A 22,596-nucleotide genomic window follows, 5' to 3' on the forward strand; every position below is an offset into this window, starting at 1 on the left:
CGGCTGCCGAACAATGCGCCGGGTCTGTCGCCTTGTGAAGATGTCTCCAGAAGGAGACACCTGGTGTCCGGTTGGACTGTCAATCTTCCGGTTCGTATCCCAGATTCGGCGCCAGCCATTTTTCGGCTTCGACGATGCTCCAGCCCTTGCGGCGCGCGTAATCCGCCACTTGATCGCGATCCAGCCGTCCGACGACGAAATACTGTGATTGCGGATGGGAAAAGTACCAGCCGCTGACCGACGCGCCGGGCCACATGGCTTGGCTTTCAGTGAGCGTGATGCCGCACTGCCGTTCCACGTCCAGCAGTGCCCACAGGGTGGCTTTCTCGGTGTGATCGGGACAGGCGGGATAGCCTGGCGCCGGCCGGATTCCGGCGTACTTTTCGGCGATCAGCGCGGTGTTGTCGAGATGTTCGTCCGGTTGATACCCCCAGAATTCCTGGCGTACGCGTTGATGCAGTCGTTCGGCAAAGGCTTCGGCCAGCCGGTCGGCGAGTGACTCGAGCAGGATCGCGCTGTAGTCGTCCAGATTGCGGCGGAACTCGGCGACGCGTTCGGCACATCCCAGTCCAGCCGTGACCGCGAATCCCCCGATGTAGTCGGCGACGCCGCTCGCCTGCGGCGCGATGTAGTCGGCCAGGCTGCGGTTGGGGACGCCTTCGCGGTGTTCCCCCTGCTGGCGCAGGTAGTGCAGTCGGGTGCGGATCTCGGTACGGTTCTCATCGGTGTAGATGACGATATCGTCGTCATCGACCTGATGGGCCGGAAACAGTCCGATGACGCCACTGGCGCGCAGCCAGCGTTCCGCAATCAGTCGGTCCAGCATGGCCTGCGCATCATCCCAGAGGCGCCGAGCAGCTTCGGCGGTGGCGGGGTTGTGCAGCAGATCGGGGTATCGCCCCTTCAGCTCCCAACTGATGAAAAACGGCTGCCAGTCGATAAATTCACGCAATTCTTCGAGGGGATAGTTCTCGAAGACCTTGGTGAACTGGGTGGCGGCATGGCTGTGGTGATCACAGGCCGGGCCCTGACACACATCCTTGGCTTGCTGCAGCAGCATGCGGGGTCGCGGGGGGCGATAGCCTTCCCAGTCGATGAGCGTGCGGCGTTCACGTGCGTCGGCCAGACGGAGGAACTTGTCCTGACGCTCCTTGTTGGCGTGGCGCGCCCGGATCTGTTCGTATTCATCGTGAATGGCACGGATCGTCTGGGGCTTCTGTTCAGCTGAGAGCAATGAGGCGACCACCGGCACCGAGCGCGATGCGTCCTTGACCCAGACCACAGGCCCCGGATAGGCCGGGTCGATTTTGACGGCGGTGTGCGCGCGGGAGGTGGTGGCGCCGCCGATCAAGAGCGGGAGGTCGAATTCCTGGCGCGCCATTTCCCGCGCCAGCGTGACCATTTCGTCCAGTGAGGGGGTGATCAATCCCGAAAGTCCGATGATATCGGCCTGCTCGGTCCGGGCGGCCTCCAGAATCTTTTGGCCCGGAACCATCACGCCAAGATCGATGACCTCGTAGTTATTGCATTGCAGGACCACCCCGACGATGTTCTTGCCGATATCGTGCACGTCGCCCTTCACGGTTGCCAGAACGATCTTGCCGTTGGACCGCACGGCCTCACCGGGTTGCCGTTCTGCTTCGATGTAGGGGATGAGGTAGGCCACCGCCTTTTTCATCACCCGCGCCGACTTGACCACCTGGGGAAGAAACATCTTGCCCGCACCGAACAGGTCGCCGACGACATTCATGCCCGCCATCAGCGGGCCTTCGATCACCTCGATCGGCCGGCCGCCGCGTGCCGCGATCTCCGCGCGCAGTTCCTCGGTGTCGGCCTCGACGAAGCTGTCGATTCCCTTGACCAGCGCATGGGTGATGCGCTCGCTCACGGGCAGGGTGCGCCAGGCTTGATCTTCGGTTTCCTGGACCTGTCCGGTACTGCGGAAGCGTTCGGCGATTTCCAGCAAGCGCTCGGTGGCATCGTCCCGGCGGTTGAGGACGACGTCCTCGATGCGTTCACGCAGCTCCGGATCGATCTGATCGTAAACCACCAGGGCGCCGGCGTTGACGATGCCCATATCCATGCCGGCGCGGATGGCGTGATAGAGGAATACGGCATGGATGGCTTCACGCACGGCATTGTTGCCGCGGAAGGAGAACGAGACGTTGGAGACGCCGCCGGAGACAAGTGCCCCGGGGAGGTTGGTCTTGATCCACCGCGTGGCTTCGATGAAGTCCACGCCGTAGTTGTTGTGTTCCGCAATGCCGGTCGCGATCGCGAAGATGTTGGGGTCGAAAATGATGTCCTCGGCGGGAAAACCCACCTGCTCGACCAGGATGCGGTAAGCCCGCGCGCAGATCTCCTGGCGGCGTGCCAGCGTATCGGCCTGTCCTTGTTCGTCGAAAGCCATCACCACGATGGCCGCCCCGTATTTGCGGCACAGCCGGGCTTCGCGAATGAATTTCGCCTCGCCTTCCTTCATGGAAATGGAATTGACGATGGGCTTTCCCTGAACACACTGCAATCCAGCCTCGATGACCTCCCACTTCGAGGAATCGATCATGATCGGTACCCGGGCGATGTCCGGTTCGGCAGCGATCAGGTTGAGAAACTGACGCATGGCGGCCACGCCATCGAGCATGCCCTCGTCCATGTTCACGTCAATGATCTGGGCGCCGGCTTCGACCTGTTGCAAGGCAACGGCCAGGGCGGTCGCATAGTCGCCGGACTTGACCAGTTCGCGGAAGCGCGCCGAACCGGTGACGTTGGTGCGTTCGCCGACGTTGACGAATAGCATCTGGGGTGTGATGTTGAACGGTTCGAGGCCGGACAAGCGGCAAGCCGGGTCTGGTCGAGCGACGGACCGCGGTGCTCTGCTGGCGACGGTTTCGGCGATGGCCTGGATGTGCTCGGGTGTCGTGCCGCAGCAGCCGCCGACCAGATTCACCAGCCCGGCATCGGCGAACTCGGCCAGGATGCCGGCGGTGTCCTCCGGCTTTTCGTCGTATTCCCCGAAGGCATTGGGCAGGCCGGCGTTGGGGTAGCAGGAGACGTAGCAATCGGCCAGACGCGAGAGCTCGGCAATGTAGGGGCGCATGTCGCGGCCGCCGAGCGCACAGTTGAGGCCGATGGCCAAGGGTTGGGCGTGCCGAACGCTGTTCCAGAAGGCTTCGGTGGTTTGGCCGGACAGGGTGCGGCCGGAAGCATCGGTAATGGTGCCGGAGATGATCACCGGCCAGCGTTCCCCCAGTTCCTCGAACAGCGTTTCACACGCAAAGATCGCAGCCTTGGCATTGAGGGTGTCGAATATGGTCTCGATGAGCAGCAGATCGGCGCCGCCGGCAATCAATCCCCGCCCCTGCTCCAGATAGGCGGCCACCAGCTCATTGAAGCTGACGTTGCGAAATCCGGCGTCGTTGACATCCGGGCTGATGCTGGCAGTGCGGTTGGTGGGGCCCATGGCGCCAGCGACGAAGCGTGGTCGGTCAGGCGTCGAACAGGCATCTGCCGCCTCACGCGCAAGGGTGGCAGCAGCAACGTTCAGCTCATACGCCAATGCTTCCATGCCGTAGTCATGCAGCGCGACAGTGGTCGAGTTGAACGTGTTGGTCTCGATGATATCCGCGCCCGCCTCAAGGTAGGCCCGATGGATGTCACGAATGATGTCTGGTTGGGTCAGGACCAGCAGGTCATTGTTCCCCTTCACGTCCTGCGGCCAATCTTCGAAACGGGCCCCTCGGTAATGGTGCTCTTCCAGCTTGTGGCGCTGGATCATGGTTCCTGTGGCGCCATCGATCACCAGTATGCGACGGGAAAATGCGTCGAGCAGCTGTGTCCGGCGATGGGGGGATGCGGTTTCGGGCATGGATCCGTCCTGGTGTCGCGGCGGGAAGGGCACCGATCTGCGGGTGCATGGCAGGGCTTCTATTCTACAAAAGGAAAAGGCCCAGCGGGGATCGCCCGCCGGGCCTTTTTCAGAATAAGCCGCAGCAGGGCGGCTTATTACATCAGCATGCCTTCGGGCATCACGTTCTGCAGCTGCATGGCGATGGACATGTCGCCTTCGATCTGGATGCGGCCAGACATGAACAGCTGCTGGGGGTTGGCGGTGCGATCGATCATCAGCTCGCGCCAGGTGGCTTCGTCGGTGACCAGGGTCATCTCGGCATCGTCCACGCCGGGCTTGATTTCGATGTCGCCACCCTTGATGTGGAAGGAATAGGCGGCGTCGGCGTCGGTGATGTTGAAGCCGATCACGGTGGAGAAATCGCCGGCCTTGTCACGGGCTTCCTGCTTCTTGTCTTCGGGCAGGGCAGCGATCTGCTCGGGGATGAACTTCTCGAAGAAGTCCTTCGGGCTGATATCGGAAGGGGGAGTAGGACGATCGGCCATTTTCATCTCCTTAAAAGGAATCAACAAGATCCATTTGGTAGTTTACGATCCAGCGCTCGCTGGATGCGCAATAGCCTAGTGAAGCCCCATTGAAACTGCAAGACGCTTGGAGCCCTGTGTTGACGGGGCATCGGCTCAGGTCGTGAGGTGTCCCCTCCGCCGCAGAACGATTCTGCTAGGATAACCGCCATTCACCCCGGGCTTCGCCCGATTGGCGGGGGTTTTTCGGAGGGTTTGTCATGCGGTGGTCCCGTCATCTGGCCACGATTGGATTTGCGACATGTTTGGCTATGTCTGGAATGGTGGGCCCGCTTCATGCGTCCGAGCAGGATCCGCTGGAGCGGATCAACCGGGTTACGTATCGCTTCAACGAAAAGGCCGATGAATGGGTGCTGCGACCGGTCGCGGTGACCTACGATCGCTATACGCCCACCCCGATGCGGCAGGGGATCGGCAATTTCTTCAGCAACCTGCGCGAACCGCGATACTTCGTGAACAACGTGTTACAGGGCAAACCCGATCGGGCATTGATCGATCTCGGCCGTTTCGTACTGAACAGCACGTTCGGCTTCCTCGGGGTATTCGATCTGGCGACCCATTGGGCCGGCTGGTCGCAAAGCGATGAGGATTTCGGCCAGACCCTGGGCTACTGGGGACTGCCGCAGGGGTGGTACGTGGTGGTTCCGCTCTATGGGGGAACCACGATCCGGGACGGGGTCGGTGCGATTGCCGACTGGCAACTGAACCTGATCGAGACGGTGGACGACGAGGCGCTCGAATGGGGGCTGCTGGCCCTGGATGTGGTCGATATTCGGGCCGGGTTTCTGGATGCCGATCAGACGCTCAAGACGGTCTATGATCCTTACAGCTTCGTTCGCGATGCCTATTTCCAGCGCCGGCTGGCCAAGGTCTACGACGGTAATCCGCCGACGCCGAAGCTGGAAGCGCCGGACAATGGTGACGTGCTTCCGCCCTGGGAAAGCGATTGAATCAGGACCCCGTTGATGGTGTCGGAATTCTGCTCGCTGCTGGACGATCGGTTCGTATGCAGGGACGGGACAAACGCTGGCTGCCGGTGGGCAAGGTACCGATGGCGCTTCGTGTCGCCCAGGCCTTTGCCGCAGTGCCGTTCGGTCGCCGTCTGGCTGTGGTGCGTCCGGATGATACCGCGCTGGTGCAGGAATTCGCTCGATCGGGTTTTGAAAGTCTCATCAACCCCGATCCAGATCGGGGGCGCTGTTCGTCCTTGGCTTGCGCCTGGTCAGCTCTTTCCGAGGCTGCGCCGGTGATGGTTTCGGTTGCCGATCTGCCGGAATTGACGGCAGGGCTGCTGCAGGATCTCTGGCGGCGTTTTGGTGAGATGGATCCAGAGGCGATTCTTATCCCGCGCTACCAGGGACAATGGGGGCATCCCCGCTGCCTGGGCCGGCCCCATGTCGCTGCACTGATGGCGCATGGTGGCCGCGAATCGGTCCCGGTCTATCTCGCAAAAAACCCGCAGGTCATCCAATTTTGGGATGTAAAGGACCCGGCGGTGGTTCGCGACGTGGACACGCCCGATGTCTACGACGCACTGTGCAGGCGGCAGCCCAATGCCTGACTGGTTGACCGCGCTGGTGACGCAGACCGGCACGCGCCAAGCCTGCGCCGTGGCCACGGTGGTTTCCATCGAGGGGTCGGTGTCGGCGCACGTGGGCGCCAAGGCCGTGTTCGACAACCACGGCCGATTGCTGGCCGGCTGGGTGGGCGGCGGATGCGCCCAGGGACGTGTGGCCGAGGCGGCTGTTGAGACACTGAAGGACGGGCAGGGCCGATTGTTGGCTTTGGACCTGCGCAGTGAAGTGTTGGGTGTGGGCATGCCTTGTGGGGGTGAGATGACCGTTTTCGTCGACCCGATTCGACCGTCGCCGATGCTTTGGATCATCGGCGACGGTCCGTTGGCCGAATCGCTGTGCACCCAGGCGGCCCAGGTCGGATTCACCGTGAGCGTGCTGGACGTGCGCGCCGAGCCATCGCGATTTCCGGCTGCGTTCAACGTCGTGAACGATGATCCGGCCTATGCTCGCTTGAAGGAGGCCGATGCGCAGGACTACCTGATCATCGCGACCCAGCACAAGGGCGATCATCTCATCCTGCGTGAAGTTCTGGCACGCTCTTTCGCCTATGTGGGGTTGATTGCCAGCCGTCATCGGGCTGGGCTGATGCGGGACGATCTGATGCAGTCCGGCCTTTCCCCCGCTCGATGGGCGCACCTGCGGGCACCGGCCGGATTGGACCTGGGCGCACGCATGCCGGCCGAAATCGCCACGGCGGTCATTGCCGAACTGCTCGCTGTGCGCAATGGGCATTCGGGCCAGCCGCGATCGATCATCAAGTCAGACCTATGAGCAATCGCATTGTGGACAACGCCCAACCGGCGCTGGTTATCGAGCACTTGACCAAAACCTACGCCAATGGCGTACAGGCGCTCCGGGACGTCAGTTTGACGGTCGCGGCCGGCGATTTCTTCGCCCTGCTGGGCCCGAATGGTGCGGGCAAATCCACGCTGATCGGGATCTTGAGCGCGCTGGTGAACAAAACCAGTGGGCGGGTGTGTGTATTCGGGCACGATTCCGACCGTGATCTGGAGGCCGTCAAGCGGTGTCTGGGCGTGGTGCCCCAGGAGTTCAACTGCAACGGCTTTGAAACGGTCTTCCACGTGCTGCTCAATCAGGCGGGCTACTACGGCGTGCCACGTCCAGTCGCGGAACGCAACGCGGCGCACTATCTCAAGGAACTCGGCCTATGGGATAAGCGGCATGCGGTCGTGCGAAGCCTTTCGGGCGGGATGAAGCGGCGTCTCATGATTGCGCGTGCGCTGGTCCACGAGCCGCGCCTGCTGATTCTCGATGAACCGACCGCCGGCGTGGACATCGAGCTGCGCCGCGGGATGTGGACGTTCCTGCAGGAACTGAACGCCCAAGGGGTCACCATCATCCTGACGACGCACTATCTGGAAGAAGCCGAACAGCTGTGTCGCAACATCGCCATCATCGATCAGGGCCGGATCATCGCCCACACGGCGATGCACGCCCTGCTGGCGCGTCTGGGGACCGAAACGCTGGTATTGACACTGGCCGAGCCGGTGCATGTGCTGCCGGCCAGCGGCGATTTCCCGCTGCGGCTGAAGGACAGCCATACCCTGGAAGTGGATGTGCGCGCCGAGCAGGATCTCAACAGTTTGTTCGCCTGGCTGGATTCCCGGGGGATTTGCGTGCGATTCATGCGCAACAAGGCCAATCGGCTGGAAGAACTCTTCGTTCAATTGACCGGCGCAAACGCCGGGACCGGTGCGCGGATGGGGGCGCGGGCATGAACGGTGCGGCGGCCCCCCGGCGACTGGCCCGGCATGCGATTGCCTTCGAGACCATCTTCCGCAAGGAGGCCCGACGTTTTCTGCGTATCTGGCCGCAGACCCTGGTGCCGCCGGCGATTACCATGACGCTCTATTTCGTTATTTTTGGCAACCTCATCGGCCGGCGTATCGGGACCATGGGCGGGCATGATTACCTCGATTACATCGTGCCGGGATTGATCATGATGTCGGTCATCACCAGCGCGTATGCGAACGTGGTGAGTTCGTTCTTCGGCGCCAAATTTCAGCGCTTCGTCGAGGAATTGCTGGTGGCGCCGGTGCCGGGTTACGTGATTCTGGCCGGATTCGTGGCCGGGGGTATGGTCCGCGCCATGCTGGTGGCGGGTCTGGTTACGGGCGTTTCGCTGTTTTTCACCGACCTGCGTATCGCTCATCCGCTGGTCACGCTGAGCGTGATGCTGCTCACCGCGGCGCTGCTCGCAGTCGCGGGCTTCATCAATGCGCTCTACGCCAAAACCTTCGACGATATCTCGATCGTGCCGACCTTCGTGCTCACGCCGTTGACCTACCTCGGCGGCGTGTTCTATTCCATCGATCTGCTGCCCGCGTTCTGGCAGACCCTTTCCCGGTTCAATCCCATCCTCTATCTGGTCAATGCCTTTCGTTTCGGCATGCTCGGGGATGCCGATATTTCGCTGGCTGTCGCCTACGGCATGATGTTGCTTGCGCTCGCGATTGCGGTAGGTTGGGCGCTATGGCTGTTGAATCGGGGCTTCGGTCTGCGCAGCTGAGGGTGAACGGATGGAAACGGTGATTGTGACGGGCGGTTCTTCCGGGATCGGTCGTGCCTTATGCGCGGCATTGGCGCAGCGCGGTTTTGCGGTGTTGGCCGTGGCGCGGCGAGCCTCGGCATTGCAGAGCCTGGTGGAGGCGTTTCCCGGCGTGATCCAGGCGGTTGTCGCCGATGTCGCGACCCCGGAAGGACGCGACGCGGTTGCAGCCGCGCTCGGACCGGACCAACCGCTGCGGTTTCTGGTCCACAATGCGGGCACACTTGAGCCGATCGGCCCTTTGACCGATCTCAGCGTGAACGCGTTGCGGGCGCATTTCGCTGTGAACCTGGAAGCGCCGCTCTTTCTCAGCCAGCGGCTTTTGCCGCGACTCAGCGGCGGGCGTATCCTGCATGTTTCCTCGGGCGCGGCGCACCATGCCTATGCCGGCTGGGGACCGTATTGCATGAGTAAGGCAGCCTTGCACATGCTCTATCAAACTTGGCGCGAGGAGCTGGCAGACCGAGCGATCCGGGTGGGCAGCGCTCGGCCCGGTGTCGTGGACACGGCGATGCAATCGCTGATCCGGTCGACGCCGGCAGCGCGCTTTCCCCGTGTCGATCGCTTCGAGCGACTCCATCGTGACGGCCAGTTGCGCCGTCCCGAGGACGTGGCACGTTTCCTGGCCTGGCTGCTGCTGGCCTTGGAGGACACGGCGTTCGACGCCGCCGAATGGGACATCGGCGAATGCGAGGATCGCTGGCGCGCATTTATACAGTGACAGGCCCGTTCATCAGGGAGGATGAATGACGGTGGAGATCCTGGATACCGACTCGGCGGAACGGGTCGATGTTTTCGAGACCGACGATGGGCTGCGGCTGTCCATCGGACGCTGGGGCGCGCCGCAGCGTGGAAGTGTGATCCTGTTGCATGGTGGCGGTCAGACCCGCCATGCGTGGGGGGCGAGTGCGGCGCGGTTAGCCGATGCCGGTTGGGAGGCGCTCGCCCTTGATCTGCGCGGGCACGGGGACTCGGACTGGTCCTCCGGCGGCGACTATGCCCTGAGCCGCATGGCTCGGGATGTCGAAGGAATTGCCCGAACGCTGCCCGGTCGACCGGTGATCGTCGGTGCTTCCATGGGCGGCATGACCGCGCTCTATGCCCTCGGCCGAATGAACACCGAGCTGGCCCATGCGCTGGTGCTGGTGGATGTCGTGCCGCGCATGGAGGGTTCCGGCGTGCGCCGCATCGTGCAGTTCATGCAGGCGCATCCAAATGGATTCGCGACTCTGGAAGAGGCCGCCGATGCGGTGGCCGCCTACCGCGGCCAAGGTCGGGAGCGCCCGGCCGATCTGGCCGGTTTGCGTAAAAACCTGCGGCAACGCGCCGATGGGCGCTGGTACTGGCATTGGGATCCGCGAATCCTGCAGCCGCGTGACGCCCAGGCCATGGCCGATTACATGGGCTTGTTCGAGGCGGCCCGGGCGATCCGGGCTCCAACGCTGCTGGTACGGGGGCAGCGCAGCGATGTAGTGAGCGCCAAGGGTGTGGCGGAATTCCTGGAGCTGGTCCCGCACGCCGAGTTCGTCGATGTGGCCGGCGCGGGTCACATGGTGGCCGGGGACGACAACGACGCGTTCAGTGCCGCCATCATCGACTTTCTGGCACGGCATCCGTTGCCGGGGGAAGCGCCCCGGGCCAGGTGACGGCCCACAATCCCGGTGTCAGGGTGCCGAATCGGCGTCCGGCGGAACCAACACCGCCGCGCCGGTCAAGTCGCCGCGGCGCAATGCGTCGAGCGCGGCATTGGCCTGATCGAGGGGAAAGCAGCGAGTCTCGGTCCGGATTGGAATCTTGGGCGCCAGGGCAAGGAATTCACGCGCATCGGCGCGGGTCAGATTGGCCACCGAACGCACCACCCGTTCGCCCCAGAGCAGGGTGTAGGGAAAGCGCGGAATGTCGCTCATGTGGATGCCGCCGCAGACGACGGTCCCACCCTTGCGCACGGCGGCGAGCGCTCGCGGCACCAGTTCACCGATCGGCGCGAACAGAATGGCGGCGTCGAGCGGGTGGGGCGGTGGCCGGTCCGAATCTCCGGTCCAGGCTGCGCCGAGACTGCGCGCAAATGCTTGGGCTGCGGCATCGCCCGGCCGGGTGAAGGCGTAAACCTCGCGATTTTCATGATGTGCCAGCTGGATCACGATATGCGCGGCGGCACCGAAGCCATACAGACCCAGCCGTCGTCCGGGCCCGGCCAGCCGCAGACTGCGATAGCCGATGAGTCCCGCGCAGAGCAGAGGAGCGGCTTCGGCGTCGGTGTAGGCTTCAGGCAGCGGGAAACAGTAGCGTGCATCGGCCAGAACCCGGTCGGCGTAGCCGCCGTCGCGCTGATAGCCGGTGAAGCGCGCCGCATCACAAAGGTTTTCCTGGCCGGTTCGGCAGCATTCGCAGATGCCGCAGGTCCATCCCAGCCACGGCACACCCAGGCGCATCCCGACCGGGAGCGAGACGCCGGATCCGCAGCACAGGACGCGCCCCACGATTTCGTGACCCGGAACGATAGGGGTCGGGACATCGGGCAGTTCGCCATCGACGACGTGCAGGTCGGTACGACACACTGCGCAGGCTTGCACGGCCAGCAGTACTTCTCCCGGGCCGGGCGTCGGATCGGGTCTCTGGACGGCTTCGAGCCGCTGGCCAATTGCTGTCAAGGTCATCGCGTACATGGGACGCTCCCGGCAGAATCATCCGGTGAGTGCCGGGATGTTTCCGGCGCATCGGCGCTTGTCTGGGGCCGGCGGTGATCGGCTGCGATCACTTGAGCCAGCCATAACGCCGGAACAGGGCCAGCATGCCCACGGCGATCGCGACCATCGCCAGCAGCACGACGGGATAGCCGTAGGGGGTGCGAATCTCCGGCATGGCCCACCAGCTGTGTTCGTTGGCGACGAAATTCATGCCGTAGATGCCTGCAATCAGGGTGAGCGGCATGAAGATGGTCGTGATGACGGTCAACACGCGCATGATGTCGTTCAAGCGATGGCTCATGCTGGAAAGGTACACGTCGATCAGGGATGCCGTAATGTCCCGGTAGCTCTCGATGAGATCGATGATCTGGACCGCGTGGTCATGCGTATCGCGCAGATAACTGTGTGTCTCGGATTGCAGGAACGCCAGGTCAGCGCGCATCAGCTGGGCGATGAGATCCCGCGCCGGCCACAGTTGCCGTCGAAGCAGGATGAGTTCGCGCTTGATGGTATGCAGTTTGCCGAGCATGTCGCGATGCGGCCGTTCGAGCAGCTCGATTTCCAACGCCTCGATCGTCTCGCCCAGCGCTTCGAGCACAGGATAGGCATGGTCCACGATGGTGTCGATCAATGCGTACAGCAGAAAGTCCGCGCCGCGCTGGCGCAGCCGTCCACCGCCGTTTTCCAGGCGCTTGCGGACCTCGGCGAAAGGGTCCGTCGCACCTTCGCAGATGCTGATTACGAAGTCAGCGCCCAGAAACAGGTTGATGTCGACGATATGCAACTCGCCGTTGACGAGTTCCGGCATGCCGAGTACGACGAAGAGGTTTTCCTCATAGGGGTCGAGCTTGGGACGCTGGCCGGTATTGGCCACATCCTCCAAGGCCAGAGGGTGAAGCCCAAAATGGCTGCCCAGTTCGTCGAGTTGGCGCGGATCCGGGGTCCCTTGGAAATGGATCCAAAGTTGTTCTCCGAGAGTGGGCACTGGAAGCGCTTTCGGATGACGCAGGGGAAGCGAGCGGGTTTTTCGCGCGTCGTAGAGGATGGCCGTGGCCTGTGCTGCGCCCTCGCGTCCGGCATGTGCGGCGAGTGTTCCCGGCGCAGTCCCGGGGCGGTGATACCGCTTTTTGAACAATCGGGCCATGGTGTTCCCTGCGTCCTCCCTTCTGGCGACCTCATGGATCCGGTAGGCCGACACCGCTCGATGGATGCAGCCGCTGGGCCTGCGCGACGGCGTGGGGCGGTCTGGCGGTTCAGATGGGCTGGATGGCTTTGCGCAACGGTGGATTCGTCACCGCATCGTAACGATGCTGGCCGTCGTCCTTGGCTCGTTCTTCGTAGTCAGCGATGTTGCGTTGCTGCGCCATGAGTTCATCGGCTTCGCGCTTGGTAATCCGGCCTTCGCGCACGCCTTGTTCAATGCGATCCATCTGCTGGGATTGGCGGCGATCGGCGCGGTTGGTATCGTCGGATCCTGCCCAGGCCGGGTTGATGATCAAGCCCAATGCCCGGGCCGCCAGCAGTTTTGCGGGAGTGTCTGTCGACATGGACGGGTTCCTCGACGTTCTGGGTAAGCGGGGGTTCCCGCCTGGGATTCCACGGCGCTCGCGCGAGCGCCGGCGTCCTGTCGGGTGGATTTGCCCGTGATGTGCAATCCAAACGGTATAATACGCTCTTTTTTCAAAAGAGCCCGCCGAGGAAGCCATGGCCGATCTGACCGATTTCAACCTGCCCCGCCAGGACCTGCAAGATCTCAAAAGCCGTTTGAACGACCTTCGGGGGTATCTTTGACTATGCAGAGAAAAAGGACCGGCTGACCGAGGTCGAGCGCGAACTCGAGGTTCCGGAGGTCTGGAACGACGCTGAGCGCGCCCGCAAGCTGGGGCGTGAGCGGGCCGACCTGTTCGAGGTGGTCGATGGTCTGGAACGGCTGACGGCGGGGATCGACGATGCGCTTGAGCTGCTGGAGCTGGCGCGTGAGGAACAGGACGAGGCGGCGCTCGCCGGCATTGCCGAGGATGTGGCGCGCTACCGTCGCGAGGTCGAACAGCTGGAATTTCGCCGCATGTTTTCCGGTGAGCTCGACGGCGCCAATTGTTTCGTCGACATCCAGGCCGGTTCGGGCGGTACCGAAGCGCAGGACTGGGGCGAGATGCTGCTGCGCATGTATCTGCGCTGGGCGGAAAAGCGTGGATTCAAGGCGGAGCTGCTGGAAGTATCGGCAGGCGAAGTGGCGGGCATCAAGAGCGCGACCTTCCGTGTGGAAGGGAGTTATGCCTACGGCTGGCTGCGCACCGAAACCGGCGTGCACCGGCTGGTTCGCAAGTCACCGTTCGATTCCGGCAATCGCCGCCACACCTCGTTCTCCGCCGTGTTCGTTTCCCCTGAGGTGGACGACAACATCGAGATCGACATCAATCCGGCCGACCTGCGGACCGACGTGTACCGGGCCAGCGGCGCCGGTGGTCAGCACGTCAACAAGACCGAATCGGCGGTACGCATCACACACATGCCGACCGGCATCGTCGCCGCCTGTCAGACCGAGCGTTCGCAGCATCAGAACCGCGATCGTGCGATGACCATGCTCAAGGCCAAGCTCTACGAGGTCGAACTGCAAAAGCGGACAGCAGAAAAACAGGCGCTGGAGGACAACAAGTCCGACATCGGCTGGGGCCATCAGATCCGTTCCTACGTACTCGATCAATCACGCATCAAGGATTTGCGTACTGGCGTGGAGATTGCCAACACTCAGGCCGTCCTGGACGGTGATCTCGATCCGTTCATCGAGGCTAGCTTAAAGAGCGGCCTGTGATTCGTCGGGCGCGCTGCGTGTGTATAGGATGATGTTTTTTTACGGGATACCCAGCCGATGCGGCCGTTCCCGCCCGTTTTCAGGAAGTTGTAGTGATGGCCGAAGAACGTCCCGCCAAAACCGTTTCCCTCGAAGGCCACAGCATCAAGTCGCCCGAGATGGAGCCGCAGACGACGATTGCTGATGCCGAGGAAAACGCGCTCATCGCCCTGCGGCGCGAAAAGCTCGCGCGCCTGCGGCAAACGGGGGCGGCATTTCCCAACGATTTTCGCCGCAATGCGCTGGCCGATGACTTGCATGCTCGCTACGGCGGCCTGGATGACGAGGCGCTTGACGCAAACCCGGTGGTGGTCAGCGTTGCCGGGCGACTCGTGGCCCGCCGTGTGATGGGCAAGGCTAGTTTCGGCAGCCTGCAGGACATGAGTGGCCGTATCCAGTTATTCATTCAGCGCGATGCGCTCGGTGAGGCGGTCTACGGCGAGTTCAAGGGGTGGGATGTCGGCGACATCGTGGGCGCGGTCGGCACCCTCTTCAAGACCCGCACCGGCGAGCTGTCGGTGCGGGTCACCGAACTGCGCCTCCTGACGAAATCGCTGCGACCGTTGCCGGAAAAATGGCATGGACTACAGGATCAGGAAACCCGCTACCGGCAGCGGTACCTTGATCTCATCGCCAACCCGGATTCGGCGTCCCGCTTCCGCGTGCGCAGTCGCATCATCCAGCATATTCGCCGCTTTTTCGATGAGCGGGGCTTTCTGGAGGTCGAAACGCCGATGATGCAGCCCATTCCGGGAGGGGCCACGGCAAGGCCGTTCCAGACGCATCATCACGCCCTCGACATGCCGTTGTATTTGCGGATCGCGCCGGAGCTCTATCTCAAGCGCCTGGTGGTGGGCGGTTTCGAACGGGTCTATGAGATCAACCGCAATTTCCGCAACGAAGGCGTTTCTACGCGACACAATCCCGAATTCACCATGTTGGAGTTCTATCAGGCCTATGCGGACTATCGCGACCTGATGGCGCTGACCGAGACACTGCTGCGGGGACTTGCACAGGACATTGTCGGTGGCCTGAGTCTCCGTTATCAGGGCATGGCACTGGATCTGGGCATGCCGTTCGAGCGGCTCAGCGTCATCGAGGCGGTGGCGCGACACAATCCGACGCTGGATGCGGACCGATTGCGTGAGCGCAACTATCTGGCCGAGGTGTGTAAGGCGCGGGGAATCAAGGTGGAGTCCAGCGCCGGCTGGGGTAAATTGCTGACCGAGCTGTTCGAGGCGACGGTTGAGCACCAGCTGATCCAGCCTACCTTCATTACCCACTATCCGGCGGAGGTATCTCCGCTGGCGCGAGTCAGTGACAACGATCCTGAACTCACCGATCGGTTCGAATTTTTTGTCACTGGTCGCGAGATCGCCAATGGGTTCTCGGAACTGAATGATGCCGAAGACCAGGCGGAGCGGTTTCAGGCGCAGGTCGCCCGTAAGGATTCGGGGGATGATGAGGCCATGTACTTCGATGCCGACTATATTGTGGCGTTGGAGCATGGCTTGGCGCCTACGGCCGGCGAGGGGATCGGCATCGATCGTTTGGTGATGCTGTTCACCGATGCAGCGTCGATTCGCGATGTACTCCTGTTCCCGCACATGCGGGCACGCTAGTTGCCAAGATTGTCGGTGGCGACCCGTTGCCTGTGGCGGGTCACTGAATCTTCGATCGATGTAGGGCTTGCCCAATGACCAGATTGCCGATAGAATTCGTGGCCTTCGATACAGGCGCGTAGCTCAGCTGGTTAGAGCACCACCTTGACATGGTGGGGGTCGTTGGTTCGAGTCCAATCGCGCCTACCATATTGATATTCATGGCCTTTTTCAGGTCCTCCCCAGCCATGTGGCCTTTCGTGTGGGCCACCACTGAGACAAGGCCACGCATGCCGACAGTTACCCTTCCCGATGGCAGCCAGCGTCACTACGACGCCGCGCCCACGCTTGCCCAGATCGCCGCAGATATCGGCCCCGGTTTGGCGAAAGCCGCCGTGGCGGGTCGGATCGACGGCCGCGAGGTCGATTTGTGCGTGACCGTTGACCGCGATGCCCGGATCGAACTCATCACGGAGAAGGATCCCGCCGGCATCGATGTGGTGCGACATTCATGTGCCCATCTTCTTGGGCAAGCGGTCAAACAATTGTATCCAGAGGCCAAGATGGCCATCGGGCCCGTCATCGAGGACGGGTTCTATTACGATATCGATTATGTGCGCCCCTTTACGCCGGACGATCTGGATCGCATCGAGGAGCGCATGAAAGCGCTCGCGGCGCATCGCTATGATGTGATTCGCAAGCCAGTGCCGCGCGATGAAGCGATTCGCGTGTTCCAGGAGCGCAACGAGCCGTACAAAGTCGAGATTCTCGGCGGCGTGCCGGCCGACGAGCAGGTTGCGCTGTACGTCCACGAAGAATACATCGACATGTGCCGCGGACCGCATGTGCCCAACATCGGCTTTCTGCGCGCTTTCAAGCTGACCAAGCTAGCCGGCGCCTATTGGCGGGGCGATGCGCAAAATCGCCAGTTGCAGCGCATTTACGGAACGTCCTGGCCCGACCGGAAATCGCTGGATCTGTATCTCAAGCGCCTCGAGGAAGCCGAAAAGCGGGATCACCGGCGCATCGGCAAGGCGCTGGATCTGTTTCATCTCCAAGAAGAAGCACCGGGGATGGTGTTCTGGCATGACAAGGGCTGGCGGATCTATACCCTGATCCAGGACTACATCCGCGACCTGTTGCGTCGCAACGGCTATCAGGAAGTCCATACGCCGCAGGTGGTGGATCGCAGCCTGTGGGAGCGTTCCGGGCACTGGGAGAAATTCAAGGATGCCATGTTCACGACGCTTTCCGAGGAGCGTGAATATGCCATCAAGCCCATGAACTGCCCCTGTCATGTACAGATCTTCAACCATGGCCTGCGCAGTTATCGTGAATTGCCCCTGCGTATGGCGGAGTTCGGTGCCTGCCATCGCAACGAACCGTCCGGAGCCTTGCACGGTCTGATGCGAGTGCGTCATTTCGTTCAGGACGATGCCCATATCTTTTGTACCGAAGACCAGGTCCAGGATGAGGTGGCCGCGTTCATCGATCTGGTCTTTCAGGTCTACCGCGCCTTCGGTTTCGAGGACGTGACGATCGCGCTTTCAACGCGTCCCGAGGCGCGAGTCGGCAGCGATGCTCAGTGGGATCGGGCCGAATCGGCCTTGGCCAGTGCCCTGTCGAGCAAGGGGCTGGCGTATCGTGTGCAGCCGGGCGAGGGCGCGTTCTACGGACCCAAAATCGAATTTGCGCTCAAGGATTGTCTGGGGCGAGTGTGGCAGTTGGGCACGATTCAGCTCGACTTCTCCATGCCGGAGCGACTTGGCGCCGAGTACGTAGCCGAGGACAATTCCCGTCGCGTCCCGGTGATGTTGCACCGCGCCATTTTGGGTTCGCTCGAGCGCTTTATCGGTATTTTGATCGAACACCACGCCGGGGCGTTGCCGGTCTGGCTGGCCCCCGTGCAGGCCGTCGTGATGAATATCACCGATCGCACCAAATCCTATGCGGCGGAGGTCGCGCAAGCCTTGTCAAATCAGGGTGTTCGGGCAGAAGTCGACTTGAGGAATGAGAAGATTGGCTTTAAAATTCGCGAGCACACAATTCAGAAGATTCCCTATCTGCTCGTCGTGGGCGATCGGGAATTGGACGCTGGAACCATTGCCGTACGCACCCGGACCGGGGAAGACTTGGGGGTCATGACGCTTGCCGAACTCGTGCAGCGTCTCCCGTCAGGTCCGGAATCCATGGCGTCGCACTAGGAGGACTGAAATATCGCTGCGGAAAAACTAGCTCGGCGCAATGAAGAAATTACAGCGCCGCGGGTTCGCGTCATTGACGCGGCCGGAGACCAGATCGGAATTCTGATTCGTCGTGAAGCTCTGCAACTTGCCCATGACAGTGGGCTCGACTTGGTTGAGGTTTCACCGAACGCTGAGCCGCCAGTCTGCCGTATTATGGATTATGGCAAGTTCTCATTTGAGAAAAACAAATCTCAGCAGGCGGCCAAGCGCAAGCAAAAGCTGACTCAGATCAAGGAAATCAAGTTTCGTCCGGGAACGGACGAAGGGGACTACCAGGTCAAGCTGCGCAACCTGATTCGGTTCCTCGAAGATGGCGATAAAGCCAAAGTGACCCTGCGTTTTCGGGGTCGGGAAATGCAGCACCAGGACTTGGGTCGAGGGTTGCTCGACCGCCTCCGCACCGATCTCGCAGAACACGCTGTCGTGGAGCAGGATGCGCGAATGGAAGGCCGTCTCATGGTGATGATGCTGGCCCCGAAGAAGAAGTAACGCAGACGATGCATCAGCGTATGCACAATCGCGGAGTACATTATGCCCAAGCTCAAGACTAACCGTGGCGCGGCCAAGCGATTTGCCCGCACCGGCGGAGGCGGCTTCAAGCGAGGCCACGCCTACAAGAACCATATCCTCACCAAGAAATCGCGGAAGCGGAAGCGCGATTTGCGGCCCCATGTCCAGGTAACGGCATCGGATGTCGGCGCCTTGAACCGCTTGTTGCCCTATTTGTGATGCCGCGAGGATATTGATATGCCCAGAGTGAAACGGGGCGTCACGGCCAGCGCCCGGCACCGCAAGGTGCTCAACAAGGCCAAAGGTTATTACGGTGCCCGCAGCCGCGTTTACCGCGTCGCGAAGCAGGCCGTCATCAAGGCCGGACAATATGCCTATCGTGACCGGCGCGTGCGCAAGCGCGACTTCCGCGGCCTGTGGATCGTCCGCATCAATGCCGCAGCCCGTGAATGTGGCTTGTCCTATAGCCGGATGATTCACGGCCTGCACACGGCGGGCATTGAGGTCGATCGCAAGGTCCTGGCCGATCTGGCTGTGAATGACAAGGCTGGTTTTGCCAAGCTGGCTGAGCAGGCCAAGGCCGGTTTGACAGCCTGATCATGCCGGACCCGTGAGGTCCTCTCGATCCGGGCAAGGGGAAAGCGGCTAATGGCTTTCCCCTTTGTCATTCATGACCCATGAAAGCGAAGAGGTGATTGTGGGCGATCTCAACCCGTTTGTGGAATCCGCTCTGGCGGATCTGCGCAAAGCCCGTGATGTGGTGGAACTCGATCAGATCCGTGTGCGCCTGCTGGGCCGCAAGGGAGAGTTGACCGCACAGCTCAAGGCCTTGGGAGATCTTCCGCCAGAGGAGCGCGCGGCAGCGGGCCAGCGGATCAACGTCGACAAGGATCGGTTTCAGCAGGCGTACCGTGAATGCCGGGAGGTGTTGGAACGTGATGCGCTGGCGAAACAGCTGGCTGCCGAACAGATCGATGTGACCTTGCCGGGGGTCGGCATGCCGCGTGGCGGCCGCCACCCGGTGACGCGGACGCTGGAGCGGATCGCGGCATTGTTTTGTTCGATGGGATTCTCGGTGAGCGAAGGGCCCGAAATCGAGACCGAGCATTACAACTTCACGGCGCTCAATATCCCTGAACAGCATCCCGCGCGCGCCATGCATGATACGTTCTACGTGGAGTCCGGGCTGTTGCTGCGAACGCACACTTCGCCGGTTCAGATTCGCGCCATGGAGCGACAGTCGCCGCCTTTGCACCTGATTGCGCCGGGACGCGTATACCGGTGTGATTCTGATTTGACGCACACGCCGATGTTCCATCAGGTGGAAGGTCTGGTGGTTCATGAGCAGGCCAGCTTCAACGAGTTGTATGGCGTACTACAGGATTTTCTGCAGGCTTTTTTCGAGCGTTCCTTGTCGGTTCGGTTCCGGCCGTCCTACTTTCCCTTCACCGAGCCCTCGGCGGAGGTCGATATCGAATGCGTGATGTGCAATGGCGATGGCTGCCGGGTGTGCAAACAGACCGGTTGGTTGGAAGTCTTGGGTTGCGGCATGGTGCATCCTGCCGTCTTCGGACACGTCGGAATCGATGCTGAGCGTTTTACCGGGTATGCCTTCGGGATGGGCGTGGAGCGGCTGGCCATGCTTCGTTATGGAATCAATGACCTGAGATTGTTTTTTGAAAGCGATCTGAGGTTCTTGCGGCAATTCGCCTGACTTCGCTCAGGTTCGCTATGAATGGGTGATGGATGCGTTTCGGAGATGACTGGCTGAAAGAATGGGTGCGCCCGGTCCCCCCGGTTCAGGCGCTGGCGCATACACTGACCATGGGCGGTCTTGAGGTCGATAGCATCGAGCCGGCAGCACCGGGGTTTCAGCAGGTGGTGGTCGCTCGCATCGTGCGGGTAACGCCGCATCCTCAGGCCGATCGCTTGAAGGTGTGCGAGATCGATGATGGGCGCGGCGAAATGCTGCAGGTGGTCTGTGGGGCCGCCAATGCGCGTGAAGAACTGCGGGTCCCGTTGGCACGGGTCGGTGCATCGCTGCCGGGCGATCTGGTGATCAAGGCTGCACGCCTTCGGGGTGTGGAATCCTTCGGGATGCTGTGTTCAGCGCGGGAACTGGGGCTGGCGGAGAGCGCGGATGGCCTGCTGGAATTGCCCGCCGATGCACCGATCGGAAAAGATGTGCGGGCCTATCTGGATCTCGATGCGCATGTCCTGGACATCGATCTGACGCCCAACCGGGGCGATTGCTTGAGTGTGTTGGGCGTCGCCCGTGAAGTGGCCGCGTTGACCGGCGCGCAGTTGGCCGAGCCGGATCTGGTCGGTGCGCCGGTGGGGAATCCAGACGCCACGCAAGCGGTGGTCGTGACCGACGTCGAGGCCTGTCCGGTCTATTTGGGTCGTGTTGTGGACGGGTTCGATCCTCAGGCGCAGACGCCTCTATGGATGCGCGAGCGGCTGCGGCGCGCGGGTTTGCGTAGCCTCGGACCCATGGTGGATGTCACCAACTATGTACTGCTCGAACTCGGGCAACCGCTGCATGCCTTCGATCTGGACCGGATCAGCGGGCATCTTCAGGTGCGCTGGGCCAAGGTCGGGGAAAGTCTTCGACTGCTTACCGGCCCGGAGATCATTCTGAATACGGATGAGCTGGTCATTGCCGATGAGGACGGAGCGGTTGCCCTGGCCGGAATCATGGGAGGTAGCCGGAGCGCCGTGACGGATGAGACGACCCGGGTATTTCTGGAGTGTGCCCATTTCGCGCCGAACGCTGTGGCGGGGCGTGCGCGACGGCATGGTTTGCATACCGAGGCTTCCCAGCGTTACGAGCGGGGTGTTGATCCGACGCTGCAGCGGCGCGCGTTGGAGCGTGCCACCGAGCTGCTGTTGCAGATGGCGGGGGGGCGTGCGGGGCCGGTGATCTGTGCGCATGAAGCGGCGTTTACGGCAATGCCGATCACGCTGCGTCATGCCCGTGTGGAGCGCTTGTTGGGCAGCTCGTTTCCCCGGGAGCAGATCGAAGCGCTGCTGGATCGATTGAACATGAGCTGGCAGCGCGTCGATTCCGGTTGGGATGTGTGTGCTCCTGCCTATCGATTCGACATTAAGATCGAAGTGGATCTTATTGAAGAACTGATTCGTTTGCGGGGTTACGATGCATTGGAAGCGCGTGCGCCCCGCTTCACGCTGAAGCCAATTGCGGCGCCGGAGATCGGGTTGACCGCTGCACGTGTCCGCCATGTTCTGGCGGAGCGGGGCTATCACGAAGCCATTACCTACAGTTTTGTGGATCCCGCGATTCAGTCGGCATTCTTGGGAGACGAGCGGCCCATCGACTTGATCAATCCACTGTCCCGTGATCTCTCCCAGATGCGGACCACCCTCTGGCCGGGGCTGGTCCAGGCATTCAGGAGCAATCTGAAGCGTCAGAGCGAGCGGGTGCGGATCTTCGAAGTCGGCAAAGTGTTTCGTCGAACGGACAGCGGAATCGTCCAGCGCGACCGATTTGCGGGCTTGGTTCATGGACCGACGCTTTCAGAGCAATGGCAGGGCGGCACGCGATCCAATGCGGGCTTCTTTGAGGTCAAGGGAGATCTCGAGGCCTTGGTGGCGATTTCCCGCCTGCCGTCCTTGAGCGCTTCGGTCGATACCCATCCGGCGCTCCACCCCGGAAAGAGTGCACGGTTGACTGTGGCGGGAACCCCGGTCGGCTGGCTGGGAGAACTCCATCCGGCTCTATCGGCTGGATTGGATCTGCCGGCCGGTGTGCTCGTGTTCGAGTGGGATCTGGAAGCCAATCCGCCAGCGATTCCGCTTCATTTTACAGCACTCTCGCGATTCCCGACCGTTCGCCGGGATCTGTCGCTGGTAATTCCCGATGCCGTGCCAGTCGGCGAGTTGACTCGACTCATTCGCGAGGCCGGTGGCGCGTGGTTGAAAGAGTGCATACTGTTCGACGTCTATCGCGGACCCGGTCTAGAAGAAGGATCAAAAAGCGCTGCTTTCGGGTTGATTTTTCAAGATGACGAGCGCACTCTTGAGGACCGCGATGTTGACGAGGTGATCAATGTGATCGTTCGTCATCTGGAACTCAAGGCAGGCGCCCGGATCAGGGAGTAACT

The 22,596-nt window shown here is 61.8% G+C and carries 20 protein-coding genes and 1 tRNA gene; 16 read left to right on the forward strand and 5 right to left on the reverse strand.

Annotation, left to right across the window (positions count from 1 at the left end):
• Positions 1–79: 79 nt before the first annotated feature.
• Both metH and E4680_RS06845 read right to left on the reverse strand, forming a co-directional pair.
• On the reverse strand, positions 80–3,865 hold the full coding sequence (gene metH, locus E4680_RS06840; protein WP_135281663.1) for a methionine synthase: 3,786 nt from the start codon (positions 3,863–3,865) through the stop codon (positions 80–82).
• A gap of 137 nt (positions 3,866–4,002) precedes the next feature.
• A complete protein-coding gene (locus E4680_RS06845; RefSeq protein ID WP_167792417.1) occupies positions 4,003–4,392 on the reverse strand; it encodes an SCP2 sterol-binding domain-containing protein in 390 nt (129 codons plus the stop codon).
• Positions 4,393–4,691: 299 nt separating this feature from the next.
• Between E4680_RS06845 and E4680_RS06850 the strand changes: the two genes are divergently transcribed.
• The 7 genes from E4680_RS06850 to E4680_RS06880 are packed head-to-tail and all read left to right on the forward strand — an operon-like array spanning position 4,692 to position 10,223.
• Positions 4,692–5,381, forward strand: coding sequence for an MlaA family lipoprotein (locus E4680_RS06850; protein WP_205688792.1), 690 nt, complete (start codon positions 4,692–4,694; stop codon positions 5,379–5,381).
• A complete protein-coding gene (locus tag E4680_RS06855; protein WP_135281666.1) occupies positions 5,378–5,992 on the forward strand; it encodes a nucleotidyltransferase family protein in 615 nt (204 codons plus the stop codon). The genes E4680_RS06850 and E4680_RS06855 overlap by 4 nt, the downstream gene beginning before the upstream one ends.
• A complete protein-coding gene (locus tag E4680_RS06860) occupies positions 5,985–6,779 on the forward strand; it encodes an XdhC family protein (protein WP_135281667.1) in 795 nt (264 codons plus the stop codon). The genes E4680_RS06855 and E4680_RS06860 overlap by 8 nt, the downstream gene beginning before the upstream one ends.
• On the forward strand, positions 6,776–7,747 hold the full coding sequence (locus tag E4680_RS06865; RefSeq protein WP_135281668.1) for an ABC transporter ATP-binding protein: 972 nt from the start codon (positions 6,776–6,778) through the stop codon (positions 7,745–7,747). The genes E4680_RS06860 and E4680_RS06865 overlap by 4 nt, the downstream gene beginning before the upstream one ends.
• Complete coding sequence (locus E4680_RS06870; RefSeq protein WP_135281669.1) at positions 7,744–8,538, forward strand: ABC transporter permease; 795 nt, start codon at positions 7,744–7,746, stop codon at positions 8,536–8,538. Before E4680_RS06865 ends, E4680_RS06870 begins: the two co-directional genes overlap by 4 nt.
• Before the next feature lie 10 nt (positions 8,539–8,548).
• Positions 8,549–9,298 carry an SDR family NAD(P)-dependent oxidoreductase gene (locus E4680_RS06875; protein WP_135281670.1) on the forward strand — a complete coding sequence of 250 codons (750 nt, stop codon included), beginning with the start codon at positions 8,549–8,551 and terminating at the stop codon, positions 9,296–9,298.
• A gap of 25 nt (positions 9,299–9,323) precedes the next feature.
• On the forward strand, positions 9,324–10,223 hold the full coding sequence (locus tag E4680_RS06880; protein WP_135281671.1) for an alpha/beta fold hydrolase: 900 nt from the start codon (positions 9,324–9,326) through the stop codon (positions 10,221–10,223).
• A gap of 18 nt (positions 10,224–10,241) precedes the next feature.
• Here E4680_RS06880 and E4680_RS06885 read toward each other — a convergent pair whose 3' ends face one another.
• From E4680_RS06885 to E4680_RS06895, 3 genes are all read right to left on the reverse strand, one after another.
• The gene (locus tag E4680_RS06885) at positions 10,242–11,243 is read right to left on the reverse strand and encodes a zinc-dependent alcohol dehydrogenase family protein (protein WP_135281672.1); all 1,002 of its coding nucleotides are present in this window, start codon (positions 11,241–11,243) and stop codon (positions 10,242–10,244) included.
• Positions 11,244–11,331: 88 nt separating this feature from the next.
• Positions 11,332–12,408: a magnesium/cobalt transporter CorA gene (gene corA / locus E4680_RS06890; RefSeq protein WP_135281673.1), complete on the reverse strand. Its 1,077-nt coding sequence runs from the start codon at positions 12,406–12,408 to the stop codon at positions 11,332–11,334.
• Between the two features lie 109 nt (positions 12,409–12,517).
• Positions 12,518–12,811, reverse strand: coding sequence for a hypothetical protein (locus tag E4680_RS06895; protein WP_135281674.1), 294 nt, complete (start codon positions 12,809–12,811; stop codon positions 12,518–12,520).
• Between the two features lie 157 nt (positions 12,812–12,968).
• Between E4680_RS06895 and prfB the strand changes: the two genes are divergently transcribed.
• From prfB to pheT, 9 genes are all read left to right on the forward strand, one after another.
• A protein-coding gene (gene prfB, locus E4680_RS06900) for a peptide chain release factor 2 (protein ID WP_135281675.1) occupies positions 12,969–14,076 on the forward strand; the annotation gives its coding sequence in 2 pieces (ribosomal slippage) (positions 12,969–13,052 and positions 13,054–14,076; 1,107 coding nt in all).
• 158 nt (positions 14,077–14,234) lie between these two features.
• On the forward strand, positions 14,235–15,737 hold the full coding sequence (gene lysS / locus E4680_RS06905) for a lysine--tRNA ligase (RefSeq protein ID WP_135281750.1): 1,503 nt from the start codon (positions 14,235–14,237) through the stop codon (positions 15,735–15,737).
• Between the two features lie 112 nt (positions 15,738–15,849).
• Positions 15,850–15,926 (forward strand) — tRNA-Val (locus E4680_RS06910).
• 80 nt (positions 15,927–16,006) lie between these two features.
• Positions 16,007–17,920, forward strand: a complete 1,914-nt coding sequence (gene thrS, locus E4680_RS06915) for a threonine--tRNA ligase (protein ID WP_135281676.1) — start codon at positions 16,007–16,009, stop codon at positions 17,918–17,920.
• Positions 17,921–17,932: 12 nt separating this feature from the next.
• Entirely contained in the window at positions 17,933–18,451 is a 519-nt protein-coding gene (infC, locus tag E4680_RS06920) for a translation initiation factor IF-3 (RefSeq protein WP_135281677.1), read from the forward strand.
• A gap of 42 nt (positions 18,452–18,493) precedes the next feature.
• On the forward strand, positions 18,494–18,691 hold the full coding sequence (rpmI, locus tag E4680_RS06925; RefSeq protein ID WP_135281678.1) for a 50S ribosomal protein L35: 198 nt from the start codon (positions 18,494–18,496) through the stop codon (positions 18,689–18,691).
• A gap of 18 nt (positions 18,692–18,709) precedes the next feature.
• Positions 18,710–19,069, forward strand: coding sequence for a 50S ribosomal protein L20 (gene rplT, locus E4680_RS06930; RefSeq protein ID WP_135281679.1), 360 nt, complete (start codon positions 18,710–18,712; stop codon positions 19,067–19,069).
• Positions 19,070–19,142: 73 nt separating this feature from the next.
• The gene (pheS, locus tag E4680_RS06935; protein ID WP_135281680.1) at positions 19,143–20,186 is read left to right on the forward strand and encodes a phenylalanine--tRNA ligase subunit alpha; all 1,044 of its coding nucleotides are present in this window, start codon (positions 19,143–19,145) and stop codon (positions 20,184–20,186) included.
• Positions 20,187–20,218: 32 nt separating this feature from the next.
• Entirely contained in the window at positions 20,219–22,594 is a 2,376-nt protein-coding gene (pheT, locus tag E4680_RS06940) for a phenylalanine--tRNA ligase subunit beta (RefSeq protein WP_135281681.1), read from the forward strand.
• Positions 22,595–22,596: the final 2 nt, after the last annotated feature.

It is taken from the genome of Candidatus Macondimonas diazotrophica (assembly GCF_004684205.1).
Taxonomy (GTDB): Bacteria; Pseudomonadota; Gammaproteobacteria; order UBA5335; family UBA5335; genus Macondimonas; species Macondimonas diazotrophica.

Coding starts and splice junctions, on each gene's coding strand:
- metH (WP_135281663.1), bottom strand. CDS start 3,865: ATGCCCGAAACCGCATCCCCCCATCGCCGGACACAGCTGCTCGACGCA.
- E4680_RS06845 (WP_167792417.1), bottom strand. CDS start 4,392: ATGGCCGATCGTCCTACTCCCCCTTCCGATATCAGCCCGAAGGACTTC.
- E4680_RS06850 (WP_205688792.1), top strand. CDS start 4,692: ATGGTGGGCCCGCTTCATGCGTCCGAGCAGGATCCGCTGGAGCGGATC.
- E4680_RS06860 (WP_135281667.1), top strand. CDS start 5,985: ATGCCTGACTGGTTGACCGCGCTGGTGACGCAGACCGGCACGCGCCAA.
- E4680_RS06865 (WP_135281668.1), top strand. CDS start 6,776: ATGAGCAATCGCATTGTGGACAACGCCCAACCGGCGCTGGTTATCGAG.
- E4680_RS06870 (WP_135281669.1), top strand. CDS start 7,744: ATGAACGGTGCGGCGGCCCCCCGGCGACTGGCCCGGCATGCGATTGCC.
- E4680_RS06875 (WP_135281670.1), top strand. CDS start 8,549: ATGGAAACGGTGATTGTGACGGGCGGTTCTTCCGGGATCGGTCGTGCC.
- E4680_RS06880 (WP_135281671.1), top strand. CDS start 9,324: ATGACGGTGGAGATCCTGGATACCGACTCGGCGGAACGGGTCGATGTT.
- E4680_RS06885 (WP_135281672.1), bottom strand. CDS start 11,243: ATGTACGCGATGACCTTGACAGCAATTGGCCAGCGGCTCGAAGCCGTC.
- corA (WP_135281673.1), bottom strand. CDS start 12,408: ATGGCCCGATTGTTCAAAAAGCGGTATCACCGCCCCGGGACTGCGCCG.
- E4680_RS06895 (WP_135281674.1), bottom strand. CDS start 12,811: ATGTCGACAGACACTCCCGCAAAACTGCTGGCGGCCCGGGCATTGGGC.
- lysS (WP_135281750.1), top strand. CDS start 14,235: ATGGAGCCGCAGACGACGATTGCTGATGCCGAGGAAAACGCGCTCATC.
- thrS (WP_135281676.1), top strand. CDS start 16,007: ATGCCGACAGTTACCCTTCCCGATGGCAGCCAGCGTCACTACGACGCC.
- rpmI (WP_135281678.1), top strand. CDS start 18,494: ATGCCCAAGCTCAAGACTAACCGTGGCGCGGCCAAGCGATTTGCCCGC.
- rplT (WP_135281679.1), top strand. CDS start 18,710: ATGCCCAGAGTGAAACGGGGCGTCACGGCCAGCGCCCGGCACCGCAAG.
- pheS (WP_135281680.1), top strand. CDS start 19,143: ATGACCCATGAAAGCGAAGAGGTGATTGTGGGCGATCTCAACCCGTTT.
- pheT (WP_135281681.1), top strand. CDS start 20,219: ATGCGTTTCGGAGATGACTGGCTGAAAGAATGGGTGCGCCCGGTCCCC.